We start from the raw sequence: 14,402 nt of genomic DNA, 5'->3' as shown, positions 1-14,402 counted from the left end.
AACACGTTGGCGGCCTGCGTTTTCGGTCTCGGATTGGCTATCGTGAACTCCGCATCACGATGCCGGCCCGTGACCGAAGACGAGGTTCACCAGCATGACCCACCCTGTGTTCAGCATCCTGACCGTGGTCGGCGGGCCCGAGGCGGGGCTGTCCGATCTGATCGACTCGGTGCGCGCCCAGAGCTTCGGCGACTGGGAACTGATCGTCGTCGACTTCTCGGGCACTGCGCGGGCGGTGGCCGAAAAGTACGGCGACGAGCGAATTCGGTTGGTGCACACCGATACCCCGGGGTTCGGGGACGGTGTCAATCTCGCCGTGACCCTGGCCCGGGGAGCGGTCTACACGGTGGTGCGCCCCCGGCACACCCTGCTCCCCGCGTTCTGTGAACGGACCTTCGGTCTACTCGAGGCGCATCCCGAGGTGGATGTCGTCGCCGTGGACGCGGTCGGCTTCGACGCGAGCGGCGTACGCGACACCACCACGTTCCGGGCCCAGGGCGGCGTCACCACGGAACCCGGATTCGACCACGCGGTCACCCTGGCCGCATTCGTGGCGGGTTCGGTGCTCTACTATTCGGCCGCCATCCGGTCGGCCGCGTGGCGGGCGGGCGGCGGCTACCCCGACGATCTGCCGACCGTCGAGGGCTTGCTGCTCTTCGCGCGAATGCTGGCGCACGGCAGCGATATCCGCGTGCTGCCCGAAACCCTGGCGGGCTATCGCGTGCCCGAGGACCCGGCCGTGCACCGGGTCTACCAGGACAGCGTGCAACTCGCCTTCGCCCGCATCGGCGAGCTCACCGACGATCCGGAGGTGCGGCGGATCGCCGCGGGCAAGGCGCGCGACATCCGCTTCCATCAGGCCATGGGGCGAGCGCGCGAAGCGCTCGCCCGCTCCGACGCGGCCGCCGCACGCCAACAGGTGGGCATCGCCCTGCGCCAGCGGTTCGCGCTGAAACCGGCTGCGGTGTACGCCGTTCTGACCATCGCCCCGGGTGGGCTGCGCCTGGCGCAGTCGGCGAGGAACCGCCTGCGCGCGGCGTGAGGTCGCGGTCTCAGACCATCAGGACGGCGGCGGTCGCGCGGCCGAAGACGCGGCGGCCGTTCTGGGTGGCGGTGAGCGCGACGGTCGCGATCCCGCTGTCCCGGCACAGGGCCATGATCTTGCCGCCGAATTCGAGCGTGCTGACCGTGCCCGGGACCACGGTCAGGGGACCGCTCCAGCGCACCGTGTACTGGCGCAGGGCGCGGGGATCCCCGGCCCAGGACACGAGATAGCCCGCGCCCAGGCCCATGGTCAGCATGCCGTGCGCCACCACGCCCGCGCCCAGTCCGGCCAGTGCGGCGGCGGGCTCGTGCCAGTGGATCGGATTCGGGTCGCCGGACAGTCCCGCGTAGTGCACCAGATCGCCGTAGGTGACCCGGTAGGCGCGGGCCGGCAGGTGATCGCCGACCGCCACGCGCGGACGGCTCGCCCGGCGCAGACCGTCGGAAATCGATTGCGGGACAGTGCGAGCCGGGAGTGCCACACTGTCGAGCGCCGCCCGCGCCGGTGTGCCGACACCGTCGCGCAACACCGTCTCGTTCAGGTCGGCGAGCTGCTTGCCCAGATCGCCCCCGGCCGACCGCGCGATCAGGCTGGTGTGGCTGGTGACCGCCGCCCGGCCGTCCTGATCGGCGATGTGATTGGTGACCTCCAGCAGATCGCCGCCGAACGCCCGGCGATGCGACTGCAGCGCGATCGTGCTCGTCAGCCGATCGCCCACGCACACCGGACGGTGGAAATCCAACTGCTGCTGGGTCTGCACGGCGACGGTCAGATCGCAGTCGGTCAGCAGGGTCGCCAGCGCGGTCTGCGCCGCGCCGCCGAGCAGTGCCGTGAACGTCGGCGACGCCAGCAATCCGGGCAGCCCGCGTTCGGCGGCGGCCGCGTCGTCGCGGTGCAGCGGGTGATCGTTGCGCACCGCGCCCGCGAAGGCGCGCACCTGCTCCCGGCCGACCTCGTAATAGTCGGCGAGCCGGAAGGCCCGTCCGACCATCGACTGCATCGTGTCGTCGAGGGCGATAACCACTGCGTCTCCTTCGCTGCTGAGGTCGGTGTCTCAACGAAGTCGTAGCAGAGCGCCCGGCGGACTGGTGTCAGGCAAAGGTGGTGCGGTCGGGTTCGCTGCGGTAGCGCGAGGGCGCGCCGTCGATGTGCAGCAGCCGCCACAGTCGCCTGGTGACCGGATTCATCAGGCCCAGGTCGGTCGCCAGCCGGCGCATATCGCCGAAGTAGCCGGACAGGATGCGGCGCGAGGTGGGCGACTGCCAGTACGCCTCGTCGAAGACCGCGTCCGGAATGCCGAACTCGCGGGCGAAAGACCGTGGCGGAACGGTGATCTCACCGGCCAGCCAGCGCATGGCGATGGGGAAGGCCACCCCGCACACCTGCTTGAACACCGGATTGGTGCGCGCGAGGTGATCCTTGAGGAACTCACCCGCGAAGGAGATGTGCCGGGCCTCCTCGGCGATGTGGATCTGCATGCAGCGCAGCACCGCGGGCGGGATGTCGGCGCCGTTGCGGATGATCTCCTTCTGCAGATGATCGATCGGCTCCTCGCCGCCGAGGATGCCGATGAACAGGATCAGATGCGCGTAGCCGCCGAGCACGCCGATCAGCGGAGACAGCATCCGGAAATGCTTGCGGCCCGGCGGCACATCGTCGCCGATGCGGTTCACCAGCTCCTGGAACATCTGGATGTGATTGCATTCCTCGGTCATCTCGTGCATGCAGTACCGGAACTCCGGGGAGCCGTTCGGCAGCTTCATGACGTACTGCATCATGCCGCGGATCAGGATGGACTCGAACATGAGACCGACCTTGATGGCGTAGGCCATCCGCCAGCGGCCGATCTCGATCTGCCGATGCCGGGGCAGCTCCCGGTACCAGCGGGTCGCGCCGAGTGGATCGTAGGCGGGCAGCACCCAGCGCGGATCGTCCCGGTCGATGGCGAATTCCGGGGAATCCCAATCGATGTCGAGGTAGGGATCGAAGTTCACGTCGACCGAGCCCTGGGACAGGGTGGCCAGCGTGTCGAGGTAGGAGAGTTCCGATCTGCTCGGCTCGGCCAACGTCATTGTCGTCTCCTTCGAAGTAGGTCCGGCCGCGCTCACAGCGAGCGGGCGATGATTTCCTTCATGATTTCGTTGGTGCCGGCGTAGATCTTCTGGACGCGGGCGTCGGTCCACATGCGCGAGATGGGGTACTCGGTCATGTAGCCGTAGCCGCCGAACAGCTGCAGGCATTCGTCGGCGGCCCACATGGCTTTGTCGCTGACCCACCACTTGGCCATGGCCACGGTCGGAATATCCAGCTCGCCCTTCAGATGTCGTGAGACGCAGTCGTCGACGAAGACGCGCGCGACGCGGGTCTCGGTGGCCACCTCGGCGAGGGTGAACTTGGTGTTCTGGAAGGCGAAGATCGGCTTGCCGAAGGCGTGCCGGTCCTTGGTGTAGGCGATCGTCTGCGCCAGCGCCGATTCCATCCCGGCCACCCCGGCGACCGCGATGATCAGGCGCTCCTGCGGCAGCTGCTGCATGAGCTGGATGAAACCCAGATTCTCCTGTGCGCCCAGCAGATTCGACACCGGGACGCGAACGTCGTCGAAGAACAGCTCCGAGGTGTCCTGGCCCTGCTGCCCGATCTTGTTCAGGACGCGGCCGCGCCGGAACCCCGCGCGGTCGGCCTCGACGAGCACCAGGGAGATTCCGGCGGCCCGGTTCTCGGGATCGGTCTTGGCCACCACGATGATCAGATCGGCCTGCTGCCCGTTGGTGATGAACGTCTTCGCGCCGTTCACGACGTACTCGTCGCCCTCGCGAATGGCCTTGGTCTTGACGTTCTGCAGATCCGAACCGGTCCCCGGCTCGGTCATGGCGATCGCGCCGACCACCTCGCCACTGGCCATCTTCGGGAGCCAGTGCCGCTTCTGCTCCTCGGTGCCGTAGGCCAGCAGATAGTGGGCGACGATGCCGCTGTGCAGGCTCGCGCCCCACGACGAGTCGCCGACCCGGGCCTGCTCCTCGATGAGCACGGCCTCGTGCGCGAAGGTGCCGCCACCGCCGCCGTAGTTCTCCGGCACCGACATGCACAGCAGGCCCAGTTCACCGGCCCGGTGCCACAGGTCGCGGTCCACCTGGTGCTGGGCCGCGAAACGCTCGGCGTTGGGCTGCAATTCCTTCTCGCAGAAGGTACGGGCGAGCTCGCGCAGGGCGCCGAGCTCCTCGATGTGCCAGCTGGGGGTGATCGTCGACATGGTGCTCCCGGCGCAGCATCGGGTACACCATGTACCCGACTCTTGGGTACATGGTGTACCCGCATCGCGCTCCGGCGCAAGCCCCCGGGCCGATACGCTGGACCGGTGGTGCACACAGAAGGCAGGGTGGACAGCCTGCACGCCCGCCGGGCGGCGGCCAGCCGGGGGGATCGCGGGGAAGAACGACGCCGCGAGATCATCACCGCCGCCATCACGGCCATCGAGGAGTGCGGACCCGACGCCAGCACCGGCGACTTCGCCACCCGCGCCGGACTCAACCGCGCGCACATCTACCGGCACTTCGCCAGCAAAGAGGAACTCGACCGCGAGGTCACCCTCACGCTGTACCGGGAACACAAGGCGCGCATCCGCGACGGCATCCGCACCCACGAGACGCCGATGGACGCCATTCGCGGGCCCATCTACCGGCATGTCACCTGGGCGCACGAACATCCGAATCTGTTCCGGTTCCTGGTCAGCCGCCGCTACGCCCGCACCGACGACCAGCCGCCCGGCAGCGAGAGCGCCTTCGCCTTCGAAATCGCCTCGGCCGGAAAGCGTTACATTCCCGGCTTCTACGAACACCGCGACGCCGCCGACGGATTCATCGTCGCCGTGCACGGATTGATCGACGCGTCCATCCAGTGGTGGCTCGACCATCCCCGCGAAACCCGCGAACAGCTGATCGAACGGCTCGCCACGCAGGCGTGGCTGCTGCTGCGCCAGCGACTCGACGAAGTCGGGATCGCACTCGAACCGGACGGTGGTGCGCAATGAGTTTCGAGTACTCGAGTGTCGTGGACGCCCCGCGGGAGGAGGTGTTCGCCTGGTTCTCCCGGCCCGGCGCGCTGCCCCGGCTGGCCCCGCCCTGGCAGCCGGTGCGCATCGAAGCCGAATCCGGCTCACTGGCCGATGGAACAGCCGTGCTCGGCCTGCCCGGCGGCCTGCGGTGGGTGGCCGAGCATCAGCCGGAGCGCTACGACGCGCCGGGCCGCTTCGCCGATCACATCGGCGGCCGCGGGCTGGCGTCACTGCCCTTGCGCACCCTCATGCGCTGGAACCACCTGCACGATTTCGAGGCCGTCGACGCCGGGCACACCCGGGTGATCGACCGCGTCGACACCCCGGTGCCCGCCGCCCTGCTGCGGCCCATGTTCGTCTACCGGCATCGGCAGCTCGCCGACGACCTGCGCGCGCATCGGACCGCCGCCGCCCAGGGATTCGGCCCGCTGACCGTCGCGATCACCGGCGCCTCCGGCCTGGTGGGCACCGCACTGTCGGCCTTCCTGAGCACGGGCGGCCATCGCGTGATCCGGTTGGTGCGGCATGCGCCGCGGCATGCCGACGAACGCCGATGGGCCCCGGACGATCCCGATCCGGCACTGCTCGACGGGGTCGACGCGGTCGTCCATCTGGCGGGAGCCTCCATCGCGGGCCGGTTCACCGACGCGCACCGGCGCGAGATCCGCGACAGCCGCATCGGCCCCACCCGCGCCCTCGCCGAACTCATCGCCAAGGACGCGGGCACCCCGCGAATCCTGGTGTGCGCCTCCGCGATCGGCTACTACGGCGCGGATCGCGGTGACGAACTCCTCGACGAGACCTCCGCGCGCGGCGACGGCTTCCTCGCCGAGGTGGTGGCCGACTGGGAGAACGCCACCGAACCCGCCGCGGCCGCGGGCGCCCGCGTGGTCACGGTGCGCACCGGCCTCGTGCAGTCACCCAGCGGCGGCACCCTGCGCCTGCTGCGCCCGCTCTTCACCGCCGGGCTCGGCGGCAAACTCGGCAGCGGACGACAGTGGCAGTCCTGGATCGGCATCGACGACCTGATCGACACCTACCATCGCGCACTCTGGGATACCGAGCTCGCGGGCCCGGTCAACGCGGTCGCCCCGAACCCGATGACGAATGCCGAATACACCCGCGTACTCGCCGATGTCCTGAATCGCCCCGCGGTACTTCCGGTTCCGTCCTTCGGCCCGCGCCTGCTGCTGGGCTCCGAAGGCGTCCGGGAACTGGCTCTGGCCAGTCAGCGGGTGCTGCCCGGCCGGCTGCTGGACGCACGACACCACTTCCGGCACCCCACCCTGGACGCCGCGCTGCGGCACGTCCTCGGCCGCGCGCGGGACTGACGGCGTACGGCGGCGAGCGGCGGTGCTCCCGGCATCGGCGGCGGCACTGCGTCTCGCGCACCGATACGCCGTGCCGGGCGACCACCTCGGAGGCGATCCGGGCGTTCGAATCGCGGTTCTCCCACTACGCTTCGACAACGGTGCACTCGGCGCGGGGCCGAGGCAAGGGAGTGCGACGATGAACTTCTGGCCAGGGCCGCCCGATGTGACGGGGACCGTGGCGGCCGGGCGGGCCCGCCGGCCGATGTTGCTGCTGGTCGAGGACGACCGGGGTGACGCACTGCTGGTGCGGGAGTTGGTCGCCGACGCGGCGCCCGACGCCGAGTTGACGTGGGTGCGGTCGGTGGCGCAGGCGTGTGAGTACCTCGCCGCGGACACGCCGGACTGTGTGCTGCTGGATCTGCATCTGCCCGACGCCCGGGGGCTGGAGGCGCTGCAGCGGATTCGAGCCGTGAAGGACGCGGTGGCGGTGGTGGTGCTCACCGGGCTGGACCAGGAGCAGGTGGGCTCGGACGCCATGTCGGCCGGTGCGCAGGACTACCTGGTGAAGGGGCGCGTGGAGCCCGAACTGTTCGGGCGCGCGGTGCGCTACGCCATTCAGCGCAAGCAGGCCGAACAGGTGGCCATCGAGCGGCAGGCGCGGGTGCGCGAGAACGCCCGCCTGGAACGGGGACTGCTGCCGACCCCGCTGTTCCGCGGCGAGCCCGGGGTCGAGGTGGTGTCCCGGTATCGCCCCGGCCGTGCGCACGCGCTGCTCGGCGGGGATTTCTACGATGTGGTGCAGGATGCCGACGGGGCCGTGCACGCCGTCATCGGCGATGTGTCCGGGCACGGCCCCGATGAGGCCGCCACCGGGGTGGCGCTCCGATTGGCCTGGCGCACACTGGTTCTCAGTGGCATTTCCGGTCAGCGGCAACTACGCATCCTGGAGGACGTGCTGCTGGCCGAGCGCACCGGCCGGCACACCTTCGCAACCGTCACGACCCTGGTGCTGCGGCCGCGCACCCGCACGGTGCGGGTGCAGCGGGCTGGGCATCCGGGCCTGCTGCTGCGCTCGGAGACCGAGGTGCGGTGGCTGGAGGCGCCGGGCGGTCCGGCGCTGGGATTCCTTCCGGGAAAAGCGGAGTGGCCCACCCATGAGCTGACCGTGCCGCCCGGCACCGGCCTGGTGCTGTTCACCGACGGCCTGTACGAGGGCCATATCGGCGCGGGTGACGACCGGCTCGGGGAAGCGGGGCTGCTGGCGCTGGCGCGCGAGGTGCCCGCCCGCGAACCCGCCGACTTCCTCGACGAGATCATCGCCCGCGCCGAGGCCCTGGCCGAACAGCGCGGGGGACTGGCCGACGATATCGCCGTGCTGTACCTGCGCTGGACCCGCGACACCCGATCCGAGGATCTTCGATGACCACAGCCACCGGCCGCGCCGAATGGATCAGCCGCCTGACGGTCCGGACCTGGCTGCAACTGGTGCTCGGCCTCATGGTGCTGGTGGTGGTGACCGGCTCGGCGATCACGGCGATAGTGCTCAGCGACACCACCCGCGTCTGGAACCGGCTGGTGAACGAGATCCAGCCCGCCGCCACCGAGTCGTATCGGCTGCAGGGTGCGCTGTTCAACGAGGAGACCGGCGTGCGCGGGTACGCCCTCACCGCCGATCCGCAATTCCTCGCCCCCTTCGACGAGGGCGTCCGCGAACAGGAACGCGCGAGCGGCCAACTGCGCCAACTGCTTCGGGACCGGCCCGCGCTGCTCGCCGATCTCGACGCACTGGAGCAGTCGGCGCGAACCTGGCGGCAGAGCTACGCGGATCCGCTGATCGCCTCGGTTACTCCGGGCGTCCCGCAGCCGATCGACCCGGCGTTCACCGCCGGGGGCAAGGTCGCGTTCGATGAACTGCGCGGCCGATTCGCGACCCAGACCGCCGCGCTGGACGCGGCGGTCGCGAAGGGCCGCGCGGATCTCGACCGTCAACGCGCCCTGCGTAATTCGGCGCTGCTGGGCACCGTGCTGGCCTTCCTGCTGACCGCCGCGGCCCTGGCGGTGCTGCTCCGGCGGCTGGTGTGGCGGCCGCTGCGCGAGCTGGAGACCGCCTCGCGCTTGGTCGCGGACGGCGATTTCGGCCACCGCATCTCGGTGCGCGGCCCCGCCGATCTCGCCGTGGTGGCCGAGGCCGTGGAGAGCATGCGCCGCCGCATCGTGGCCGAACTCGACGACTCCCGGGTGAAGGAGGCCATTCTCGCCGAGCAGACCGTCGACCTGGACTCGCAGGCGGTCGAATTGCGCCGCAGCAACGCCGAACTCGAACAGTTCGCCTACGTCGCCTCGCACGATCTGCAGGAGCCGCTGCGCAAGGTGGCCTCGTTCTGCCAGCTGCTGGAGAAACGCTACGGCGAGCAACTCGACGACCGCGCCAAGCAGTACATCGAATTCGCGGTGGACGGTGCGAAACGGATGCAGGTTCTGATCAACGATCTGCTGACCTTCTCCAGGGTCGGGCGGGTCAACGATCACATCGTGACCGTCGGCCTGGACCGGGCGCTGGACCGGGCGCTGGCCGATCTGTCCGAGGCCGCGGCCGATTCGGGGCTCACGGTGCAGCGCCCCGAGCAGCTGCCCGAGCTCGCCGGGGACTCGAATCTGCTGATCATGCTGTGGCAGAACCTGATCGCGAACGCCATCAAGTTCCATCGGCCCGAGGTGGCGCCGCAGATCCGCATCGAGTGCGAAGCCGAGCCCGGTGATCCGGCCGGATGGCGGTTCACCGTCACCGACAACGGTATCGGCATCGCCCCCGAATTCGCGGACAAGGTGTTCGTGATCTTCCAGCGCCTGCACAGCCGGGACGAATACACCGGCACCGGAATAGGATTGGCGCTCGTCAAGAAGATCGTCGAGTTCCACGGCGGCCGGGTCTGGATCGATACCGCCTACGCTGAGGGGGCGCGGTTCCACTTCACGCTCTTCGATGTGGAACCGCGTCCCGGCCACTCAGCCCTGCCCGACAAGGAGCCTGTCGCGTGAACATCGGTCAACCGATCAATATTCTGCTGGTCGAGGACGACGCGGGTGACGAGCTCATCACGCGGGAGGCCTTCGAACACAACAAGATCGGCAACACCCTGCATGTGGCGCGCGACGGCGAGGAGGCGCTGGACTTCCTCTACCGGCGCGGCGCGCACAGTGGCGCGCCCCGCCCCGACCTCATGCTGCTCGACCTCAACCTGCCCAAATACGATGGCCGCCAGGTGCTCGAGCAGGTCAAGTCGGATGCGGAACTGGCGACGATCCCGGTCGTGGTGCTGACCACCTCGGCGGCCGAGGAGGACATCCTGCGCAGCTACGAGCTGCACGCCAACGCCTACGTCACCAAACCGGTGGACCTGGACCAGTTCCTCTCGGTCATCAAGCAGATCGACGAGTTCTTCGTCCAGGTCGTCCGGTTGCCGCGCCAGCTCTGAGACGTCAGGCGATCCGAGCCTGCGGGGCCGGCTCCGCCAGCGCCTGTTCCCGCAGTGTGGTGAGCGTCTTGGTGAGCAGGCGCGACACCTGCATCTGCGAGACCCCGAGCCGTTCACCGATCTGCGCCTGCGTGCGGTTCTCGAAGAAGCGCCAGATCAGGATCTGCCGCTCGCGCGCGGGCAGCGCCGCCAGCAGCGGACGCACGGCCATGGCGTCCTCGAGCAGCCGGTAGCTGGGCTCCTCCGCGCCGAGGCTCTGCACGACCGGCGCTGCCTCGGATTCCCCGTCATCGCCGGTGTAGTCCAGCGAACTGGCCTGATAGGCGTTGCGGGCGATCATCGCCTGGGTGACCTCGACCAGATCGACATCGAGTTCCACGGCGATCTCGCGGGCGGTGGGCATCCGGCCCAGCCGCTGCGACAGCTTCTCGGTGACCGGGCCCAGCTGCTGCTGGAGTTCCTTGGCGCGCCGCGGCACCCGCACCGCCCAGGTGTGGTCGCGGAAGTGTCGGCGCACCTCGCCCATGATGGTGGGGACCGCGAAGGACAGGAAGGTGGCGCCCCGCGTGACGTCGAAGCGGTCCACCGCCTGCACCAATCCCATTCTGGCGATCTGGAGTAGATCGTCGAACGCCTCGCCGCGGCCGGCGAACCGGCGGGCGATGTGCTCGGCCAGGGGTAGACAGCACTCGATGATCTGATCGCGCATCGACTCGCGCCGCGGATCGTCGGCGGGCAGCTCTTCGCGTTCGCGGAACAGCGGCTCGATAGCGTCGTAGCTGTGCGCGGCTTTGCGGCCCTGCCGGGTTCCGGCGACCGTATTCGCCTCGGACATGACGTTTCCTCACTCCCGATCGGATTCGACTGCCGGAGTTCTACCCGTGCGCCGGTTACTCAAACGTGATCGTGATGAGATGAATCGAATTGGCGGAGAGGAATATTGGGCCGGGGTCGCTCACGCGCCGGTGGCGAGGGCCTCGTCGAGCGTGCCGTACACATCCAGCAACCCGTCCAGGCCGGTCAGTTCGACGGGCCGGCGGACCTGCGGGGAGGCGACCACGCGCAGCTTCCGTCCGGCACTGGCCTCCGACGCCTCCACCAGCACACTCAGCCCCGCCGAACCGAAGAAGCCGACCTCGGCGAGATCGAGGACGAGCACGGTCGATTCGGTGGCCAGCGCCTCGGCCACGCCCGCCGACAGTTTCGGGGCCGAGACGATGTCGACCTCACCGGAAACCGACAGCACCACCGCGGAGCCGACCGATCGGGTCCGAACGATCAGCTCTCGCGTTTCGTTGCTCACTTCTCGTAACCTCCGGACACCGAGCACCGCGGGAGCCGCTGCACCCACTGGCAAGCCACCCTACTACGGACGAGCCGGACTAACGGGATGTCGAGGTCTCGTGGCCGTCCGGGAACATGACCTGCTCCCACCACGCGGACAACGGACTCGGCTCGGGCCACGCCACATCGGCGGATACCTTGGGGCGCGCGGTTTTCGGAGTACGGGAACGGCGGCGGGTGCGGACTGTGCTTCTCACGCTGAGCATCTCCTGCGTTTCGAGCCGGAGGCCGAACTTGACCTTGTGTTCCCGTGATGCCCGCATTCAAACATTCGAAACACGGTGCGCCGGTTCGGCTTCGCCGCCGCGCCCGTACCGCTACGCCAGCGGGAGCCGAATGTGCAGGGTGGTCCCGTCGGCGCCGGTATAGCGCCGCACCAGATCGGCGAGTTCGTTGACGATCAGCAGGCCGCGCCCGCCGGCAGTGCGCGGCGCGGCGGGCAGCCGCCCGGCCAGTGGGTCGGCGATATGGCCCGCATCGCTGATCTGACAGCAGAACTGCGCGTCCTCGGCCCACAGTGCGAGAGTGCCCTGTCCGCCGCCGTGGACCACCGAGTTGGTGGTCGTCTCGGCGACCACCAGTTCCAGGTCGATCAGCCGGTCGCCGGTCATGCCCGCGTCCCGTGCGACCTCCACGGCCCGGTGCCGGACCGCGGTGAGCGCGGCCGCGTCGAAGGCGAGCACCGTCGCGGTGGCGGGCGGTGCGGGCGGCGGGCGATTGTAGGCGGCCACCATCGCCCCGGGATCGTATGCGGTGCTGGCGCTTTCCCCGCCGCCGTCGATCAGCGTGGGGTGGGTCGCGTGTGCGTCGGCCAGGATCTCCGGTGTCAGCGCCGAGGTGTCGTAGGCGCACAGGATGGTGACGGCCCGACCGGCGAAGGCCGAGTTGACCAGCGCTTCGTGCAGGACACAGGCGGGATACTCGAGGGCGGAGCGGCCGGGCCAGATCGGTTCGCCGACGATGCGCACCCGGTCGGCGGGGTGGGCGTCGGCGAAGGCGCGCAACACGCCCGGGATGATCCGGCCGGGATTGCGACCGGCCACCGTCATGTCCAGCAGTCGCACCGCGTCGGCGTCGGGGCCGAGTTCGGCGCGCAGCAGGGCCAGATTGCCGGTCGGCACCGAGACCGCGACGGGTTCCCCGCCGTCGAGGCCCGCGCGAATGAAATCGAGTGTGGTGGTCAGGTATTCGTCGCTGTCGCGATAGAACAGCGCCGGATGGGCGAAGGGATCACCGGGGTGTGCCGCCGCGGTGGTCGCGGCTGCCCGGTCGGGGGACTCCGGAGCGGGTTCGGGTCCTGGTGTCACCGTGTCTATCGCTTCCTCGCCGTTATCGCTGCGCGAACTGCCGTCCATGCTACGCGGGCGACCGGTACGTGCCGGGACTCGGCGCGGGCAGGTAATCTGCCCGCGCCGGGCAACGCGCAGTACGCACGAACGGAGAGCGGCATGGATGAGGGCGTCGCACAGGGCGATTCGAAGCCGACGACCATAGGTTTGCGGGTGCCCGCACTGCCGGAACAGCTGGGTATGCTGCGCGCACTCGCGGAAACCGTCGCCCTCGTGGCGGACTTCGCCGTGGACGAGGTGAACGACATCCGGCTCGCCCTCGACGAGGTGGCCATGATCTCGATCAGCGGCGCGGTGCCCGGATCGGTGCTCGAATGCGAGCTGTCCTACGACTCGGCCGGCATGACCGTGCGGGTCGAGACCATGGCCAGCTCCTCCGCCGTCCTGGAGGACGGCGCGCTGAGCTGGCATATCGTCCGGACGCTCACCGATTCCGTGCGCGCCGTGCAGGAACCCTTCGCCATCCCCGCGCGCGGCTATCCGACCCTGGTCGAATTCCATTGGCAACGTGCGGTGCCGCGCTGATCGAGGCCGTCACAGATCGGGCAGCCGGGCCCGGGTGAAGGTGACCTCGATCGGGAAACCCGCCAGCGCGCGGCTGTACGGATGGCTGCTCACCGCCACGCTGTCGGCCAGCGTGTTGAGCACGTGCCAGCCGAACCGATGCACGTCGAGAGCCTGCGCGGTATCGCAGACCGCGTGCACGCGCACCGTCATCGCCTGCTCGTCATAGCTGAACTCGCACACCACCTCCGTGCCCGGCACCGCCGACAACACGAAGGCCATGGCGACCTCGTCGAGGGCCAGGCGGATATCGGTGACCGCGTCGACGCCGAAATCGGCGATATGGGAGACGGCTTCCGCGACCGCCCGTAACAGGGTGAGGTGCGTCGCCTCGGCCGGTACCCGCACCGCGACAGCCGAGCTCTGGGCCGCGACCGCTGTCTCGCGGGTGTCGTCCGGAGCGGGCACGGATCGCACCGCGGCGAGCCGCGGCTGCCTGTGTGGTGACCCCATCATGGTGAATCGCCCCCGAACACTGGTAGACGTTGGTTGTTGTCCGATCTCTCATTACTTCTGCAAATGGCCTACCCCGTCACCAATCGGGGAAACAGGGATCGCGGCAGGTGGGATACTTGCCACCGTGACACGGTCGGCCGAAACTCAGCATGGGGAATCGCCGGGGACAGGCCTCACGGGGGTCGCCTCGGACGTGGGAGCGTTCCGGTTCTGGTACGTCGGACAGCGGTGGGAGTGGTCCGACGAAGTGGCCCGGATGCACGGCTACACGCCCGGCAGCGTGGAGCCGACGACGGAACTGCTGCTCTCGCACAAACACCCCGACGATCGCGCGCACGTCGAGGATCTGCTCGACCGGGCGCTGCATACCGGCGGCTCCTTCTCCAGCAGGCACCGCTTCATCGACACCGCCGGCCGCGAGCACCGCGTACTGGTCGTGGCCGACCGCATGCACAACGACGACGGCACCGTCGCCGGCACGGCCGGCTACTACATCGACCTCACCGACACCCTCGCCGAGAACCGGCAGGAAACCCTCAGCGAAGCCCTGCCCGAACTGTTCGAGGCGCGCGCGGTGATCGAGCAGGCCAAGGGCGCGCTCATGGTGATCTTCCAGGTCAGCGCCGAGCAGGCCTTCCGCATTCTGGTCTGGCGCTCCCAGGAGACCAATACGAAACTCCGCGCCCTGGCCAATCAACTTGTCTCCGAGCTGCATTCGATATCATTTGTCGATCCGGCCGCCCGGAGCCAGTTCGACCATCTGCTGCTCACGGTCCACGAGCGGATCCCTGTGGCAACCTAGAC

Annotated in this window: 16 protein-coding genes; 8 read left to right on the top strand and 8 right to left on the bottom strand. The window is 69.2% G+C overall.

Annotated features, from left to right (window positions below):
- Positions 1 to 94 precede the first annotated feature (94 nt).
- Positions 95 to 1,042, top strand: coding sequence for a glycosyltransferase family 2 protein (locus JK358_RS18600; RefSeq protein ID WP_201949006.1), 948 nt, complete (start codon positions 95 to 97; stop codon positions 1,040 to 1,042).
- Positions 1,043 to 1,052: 10 nt separating this feature from the next.
- On the opposite strand, the gene JK358_RS18595 is transcribed toward JK358_RS18600, so the two are convergent.
- The 3 genes from JK358_RS18595 to JK358_RS18585 all read right to left on the bottom strand — a co-directional run bounded on the left by JK358_RS18595 (position 1,053) and on the right by JK358_RS18585 (position 4,295).
- A complete protein-coding gene (locus JK358_RS18595) occupies positions 1,053 to 2,069 on the bottom strand; it encodes a fused (3R)-hydroxyacyl-ACP dehydratase subunits HadA/HadB (RefSeq protein WP_201949005.1) in 1,017 nt (338 codons plus the stop codon).
- A 67-nt stretch (positions 2,070 to 2,136) separates the two neighbouring features.
- On the bottom strand, positions 2,137 to 3,117 hold the full coding sequence (locus JK358_RS18590) for an AurF N-oxygenase family protein (protein ID WP_201949004.1): 981 nt from the start codon (positions 3,115 to 3,117) through the stop codon (positions 2,137 to 2,139).
- A gap of 32 nt (positions 3,118 to 3,149) precedes the next feature.
- Positions 3,150 to 4,295 carry an acyl-CoA dehydrogenase family protein gene (locus JK358_RS18585; protein ID WP_201949003.1) on the bottom strand — a complete coding sequence of 382 codons (1,146 nt, stop codon included), beginning with the start codon at positions 4,293 to 4,295 and terminating at the stop codon, positions 3,150 to 3,152.
- A 105-nt stretch (positions 4,296 to 4,400) separates the two neighbouring features.
- Between JK358_RS18585 and JK358_RS18580 the strand changes: the two genes are divergently transcribed.
- From JK358_RS18580 to JK358_RS18560, 5 genes are all read left to right on the top strand, one after another.
- On the top strand, positions 4,401 to 5,072 hold the full coding sequence (locus JK358_RS18580; protein ID WP_307817610.1) for a TetR/AcrR family transcriptional regulator: 672 nt from the start codon (positions 4,401 to 4,403) through the stop codon (positions 5,070 to 5,072).
- Positions 5,069 to 6,427: a TIGR01777 family oxidoreductase gene (locus JK358_RS18575; protein WP_201949002.1), complete on the top strand. Its 1,359-nt coding sequence runs from the start codon at positions 5,069 to 5,071 to the stop codon at positions 6,425 to 6,427. The genes JK358_RS18580 and JK358_RS18575 overlap by 4 nt, the downstream gene beginning before the upstream one ends.
- A 178-nt stretch (positions 6,428 to 6,605) precedes the next feature.
- Positions 6,606 to 7,832 (top strand): PP2C family protein-serine/threonine phosphatase, encoded by a 1,227-nt coding sequence (locus tag JK358_RS18570; protein ID WP_201949001.1) that lies wholly within the window; start codon positions 6,606 to 6,608, stop codon positions 7,830 to 7,832.
- Positions 7,829 to 9,448 (top strand): sensor histidine kinase, encoded by a 1,620-nt coding sequence (locus JK358_RS18565; protein WP_201949000.1) that lies wholly within the window; start codon positions 7,829 to 7,831, stop codon positions 9,446 to 9,448. The genes JK358_RS18570 and JK358_RS18565 overlap by 4 nt, the downstream gene beginning before the upstream one ends.
- Entirely contained in the window at positions 9,445 to 9,885 is a 441-nt protein-coding gene (locus JK358_RS18560) for a response regulator (protein WP_201948999.1), read from the top strand. The genes JK358_RS18565 and JK358_RS18560 overlap by 4 nt, the downstream gene beginning before the upstream one ends.
- Positions 9,886 to 9,889: 4 nt before the next feature.
- On the opposite strand, the gene JK358_RS18555 is transcribed toward JK358_RS18560, so the two are convergent.
- From JK358_RS18555 to JK358_RS18540, 4 genes are all read right to left on the bottom strand, one after another.
- Positions 9,890 to 10,720 carry an RNA polymerase sigma factor SigF gene (locus JK358_RS18555; protein WP_201948998.1) on the bottom strand — a complete coding sequence of 277 codons (831 nt, stop codon included), beginning with the start codon at positions 10,718 to 10,720 and terminating at the stop codon, positions 9,890 to 9,892.
- A gap of 120 nt (positions 10,721 to 10,840) precedes the next feature.
- Positions 10,841 to 11,188, bottom strand: a complete 348-nt coding sequence (locus JK358_RS18550) for an STAS domain-containing protein (RefSeq protein WP_201948997.1) — start codon at positions 11,186 to 11,188, stop codon at positions 10,841 to 10,843.
- A 79-nt stretch (positions 11,189 to 11,267) separates the two neighbouring features.
- Positions 11,268 to 11,426 (bottom strand): hypothetical protein, encoded by a 159-nt coding sequence (locus JK358_RS18545; protein ID WP_201948996.1) that lies wholly within the window; start codon positions 11,424 to 11,426, stop codon positions 11,268 to 11,270.
- 120 nt (positions 11,427 to 11,546) lie between these two features.
- Positions 11,547 to 12,536 (bottom strand): anti-sigma factor RsbA family regulatory protein, encoded by a 990-nt coding sequence (locus JK358_RS18540; RefSeq protein WP_307817609.1) that lies wholly within the window; start codon positions 12,534 to 12,536, stop codon positions 11,547 to 11,549.
- A 141-nt stretch (positions 12,537 to 12,677) separates the two neighbouring features.
- On the opposite strand from JK358_RS18540, the gene JK358_RS18535 reads away from it, so the two are divergent.
- Positions 12,678 to 13,103, top strand: coding sequence for an ATP-binding protein (locus JK358_RS18535; protein ID WP_201948994.1), 426 nt, complete (start codon positions 12,678 to 12,680; stop codon positions 13,101 to 13,103).
- A gap of 9 nt (positions 13,104 to 13,112) precedes the next feature.
- On the opposite strand, the gene JK358_RS18530 is transcribed toward JK358_RS18535, so the two are convergent.
- Positions 13,113 to 13,550 (bottom strand): ATP-binding protein, encoded by a 438-nt coding sequence (locus JK358_RS18530; protein WP_201948993.1) that lies wholly within the window; start codon positions 13,548 to 13,550, stop codon positions 13,113 to 13,115.
- Positions 13,551 to 13,791: 241 nt separating this feature from the next.
- On the opposite strand from JK358_RS18530, the gene JK358_RS18525 reads away from it, so the two are divergent.
- Positions 13,792 to 14,400, top strand: a complete 609-nt coding sequence (locus JK358_RS18525) for a PAS and ANTAR domain-containing protein (protein WP_307817608.1) — start codon at positions 13,792 to 13,794, stop codon at positions 14,398 to 14,400.
- Positions 14,401 to 14,402: the final 2 nt, after the last annotated feature.

Source organism: Nocardia acididurans, assembly GCF_016741815.1.
Classification (GTDB): domain Bacteria; phylum Actinomycetota; class Actinomycetes; order Mycobacteriales; family Mycobacteriaceae; genus Nocardia; species Nocardia acididurans.
The sequence above is the reverse complement of the archived record's forward strand: the minus strand, read 5'-3'. Positions and strand labels throughout refer to the sequence as shown.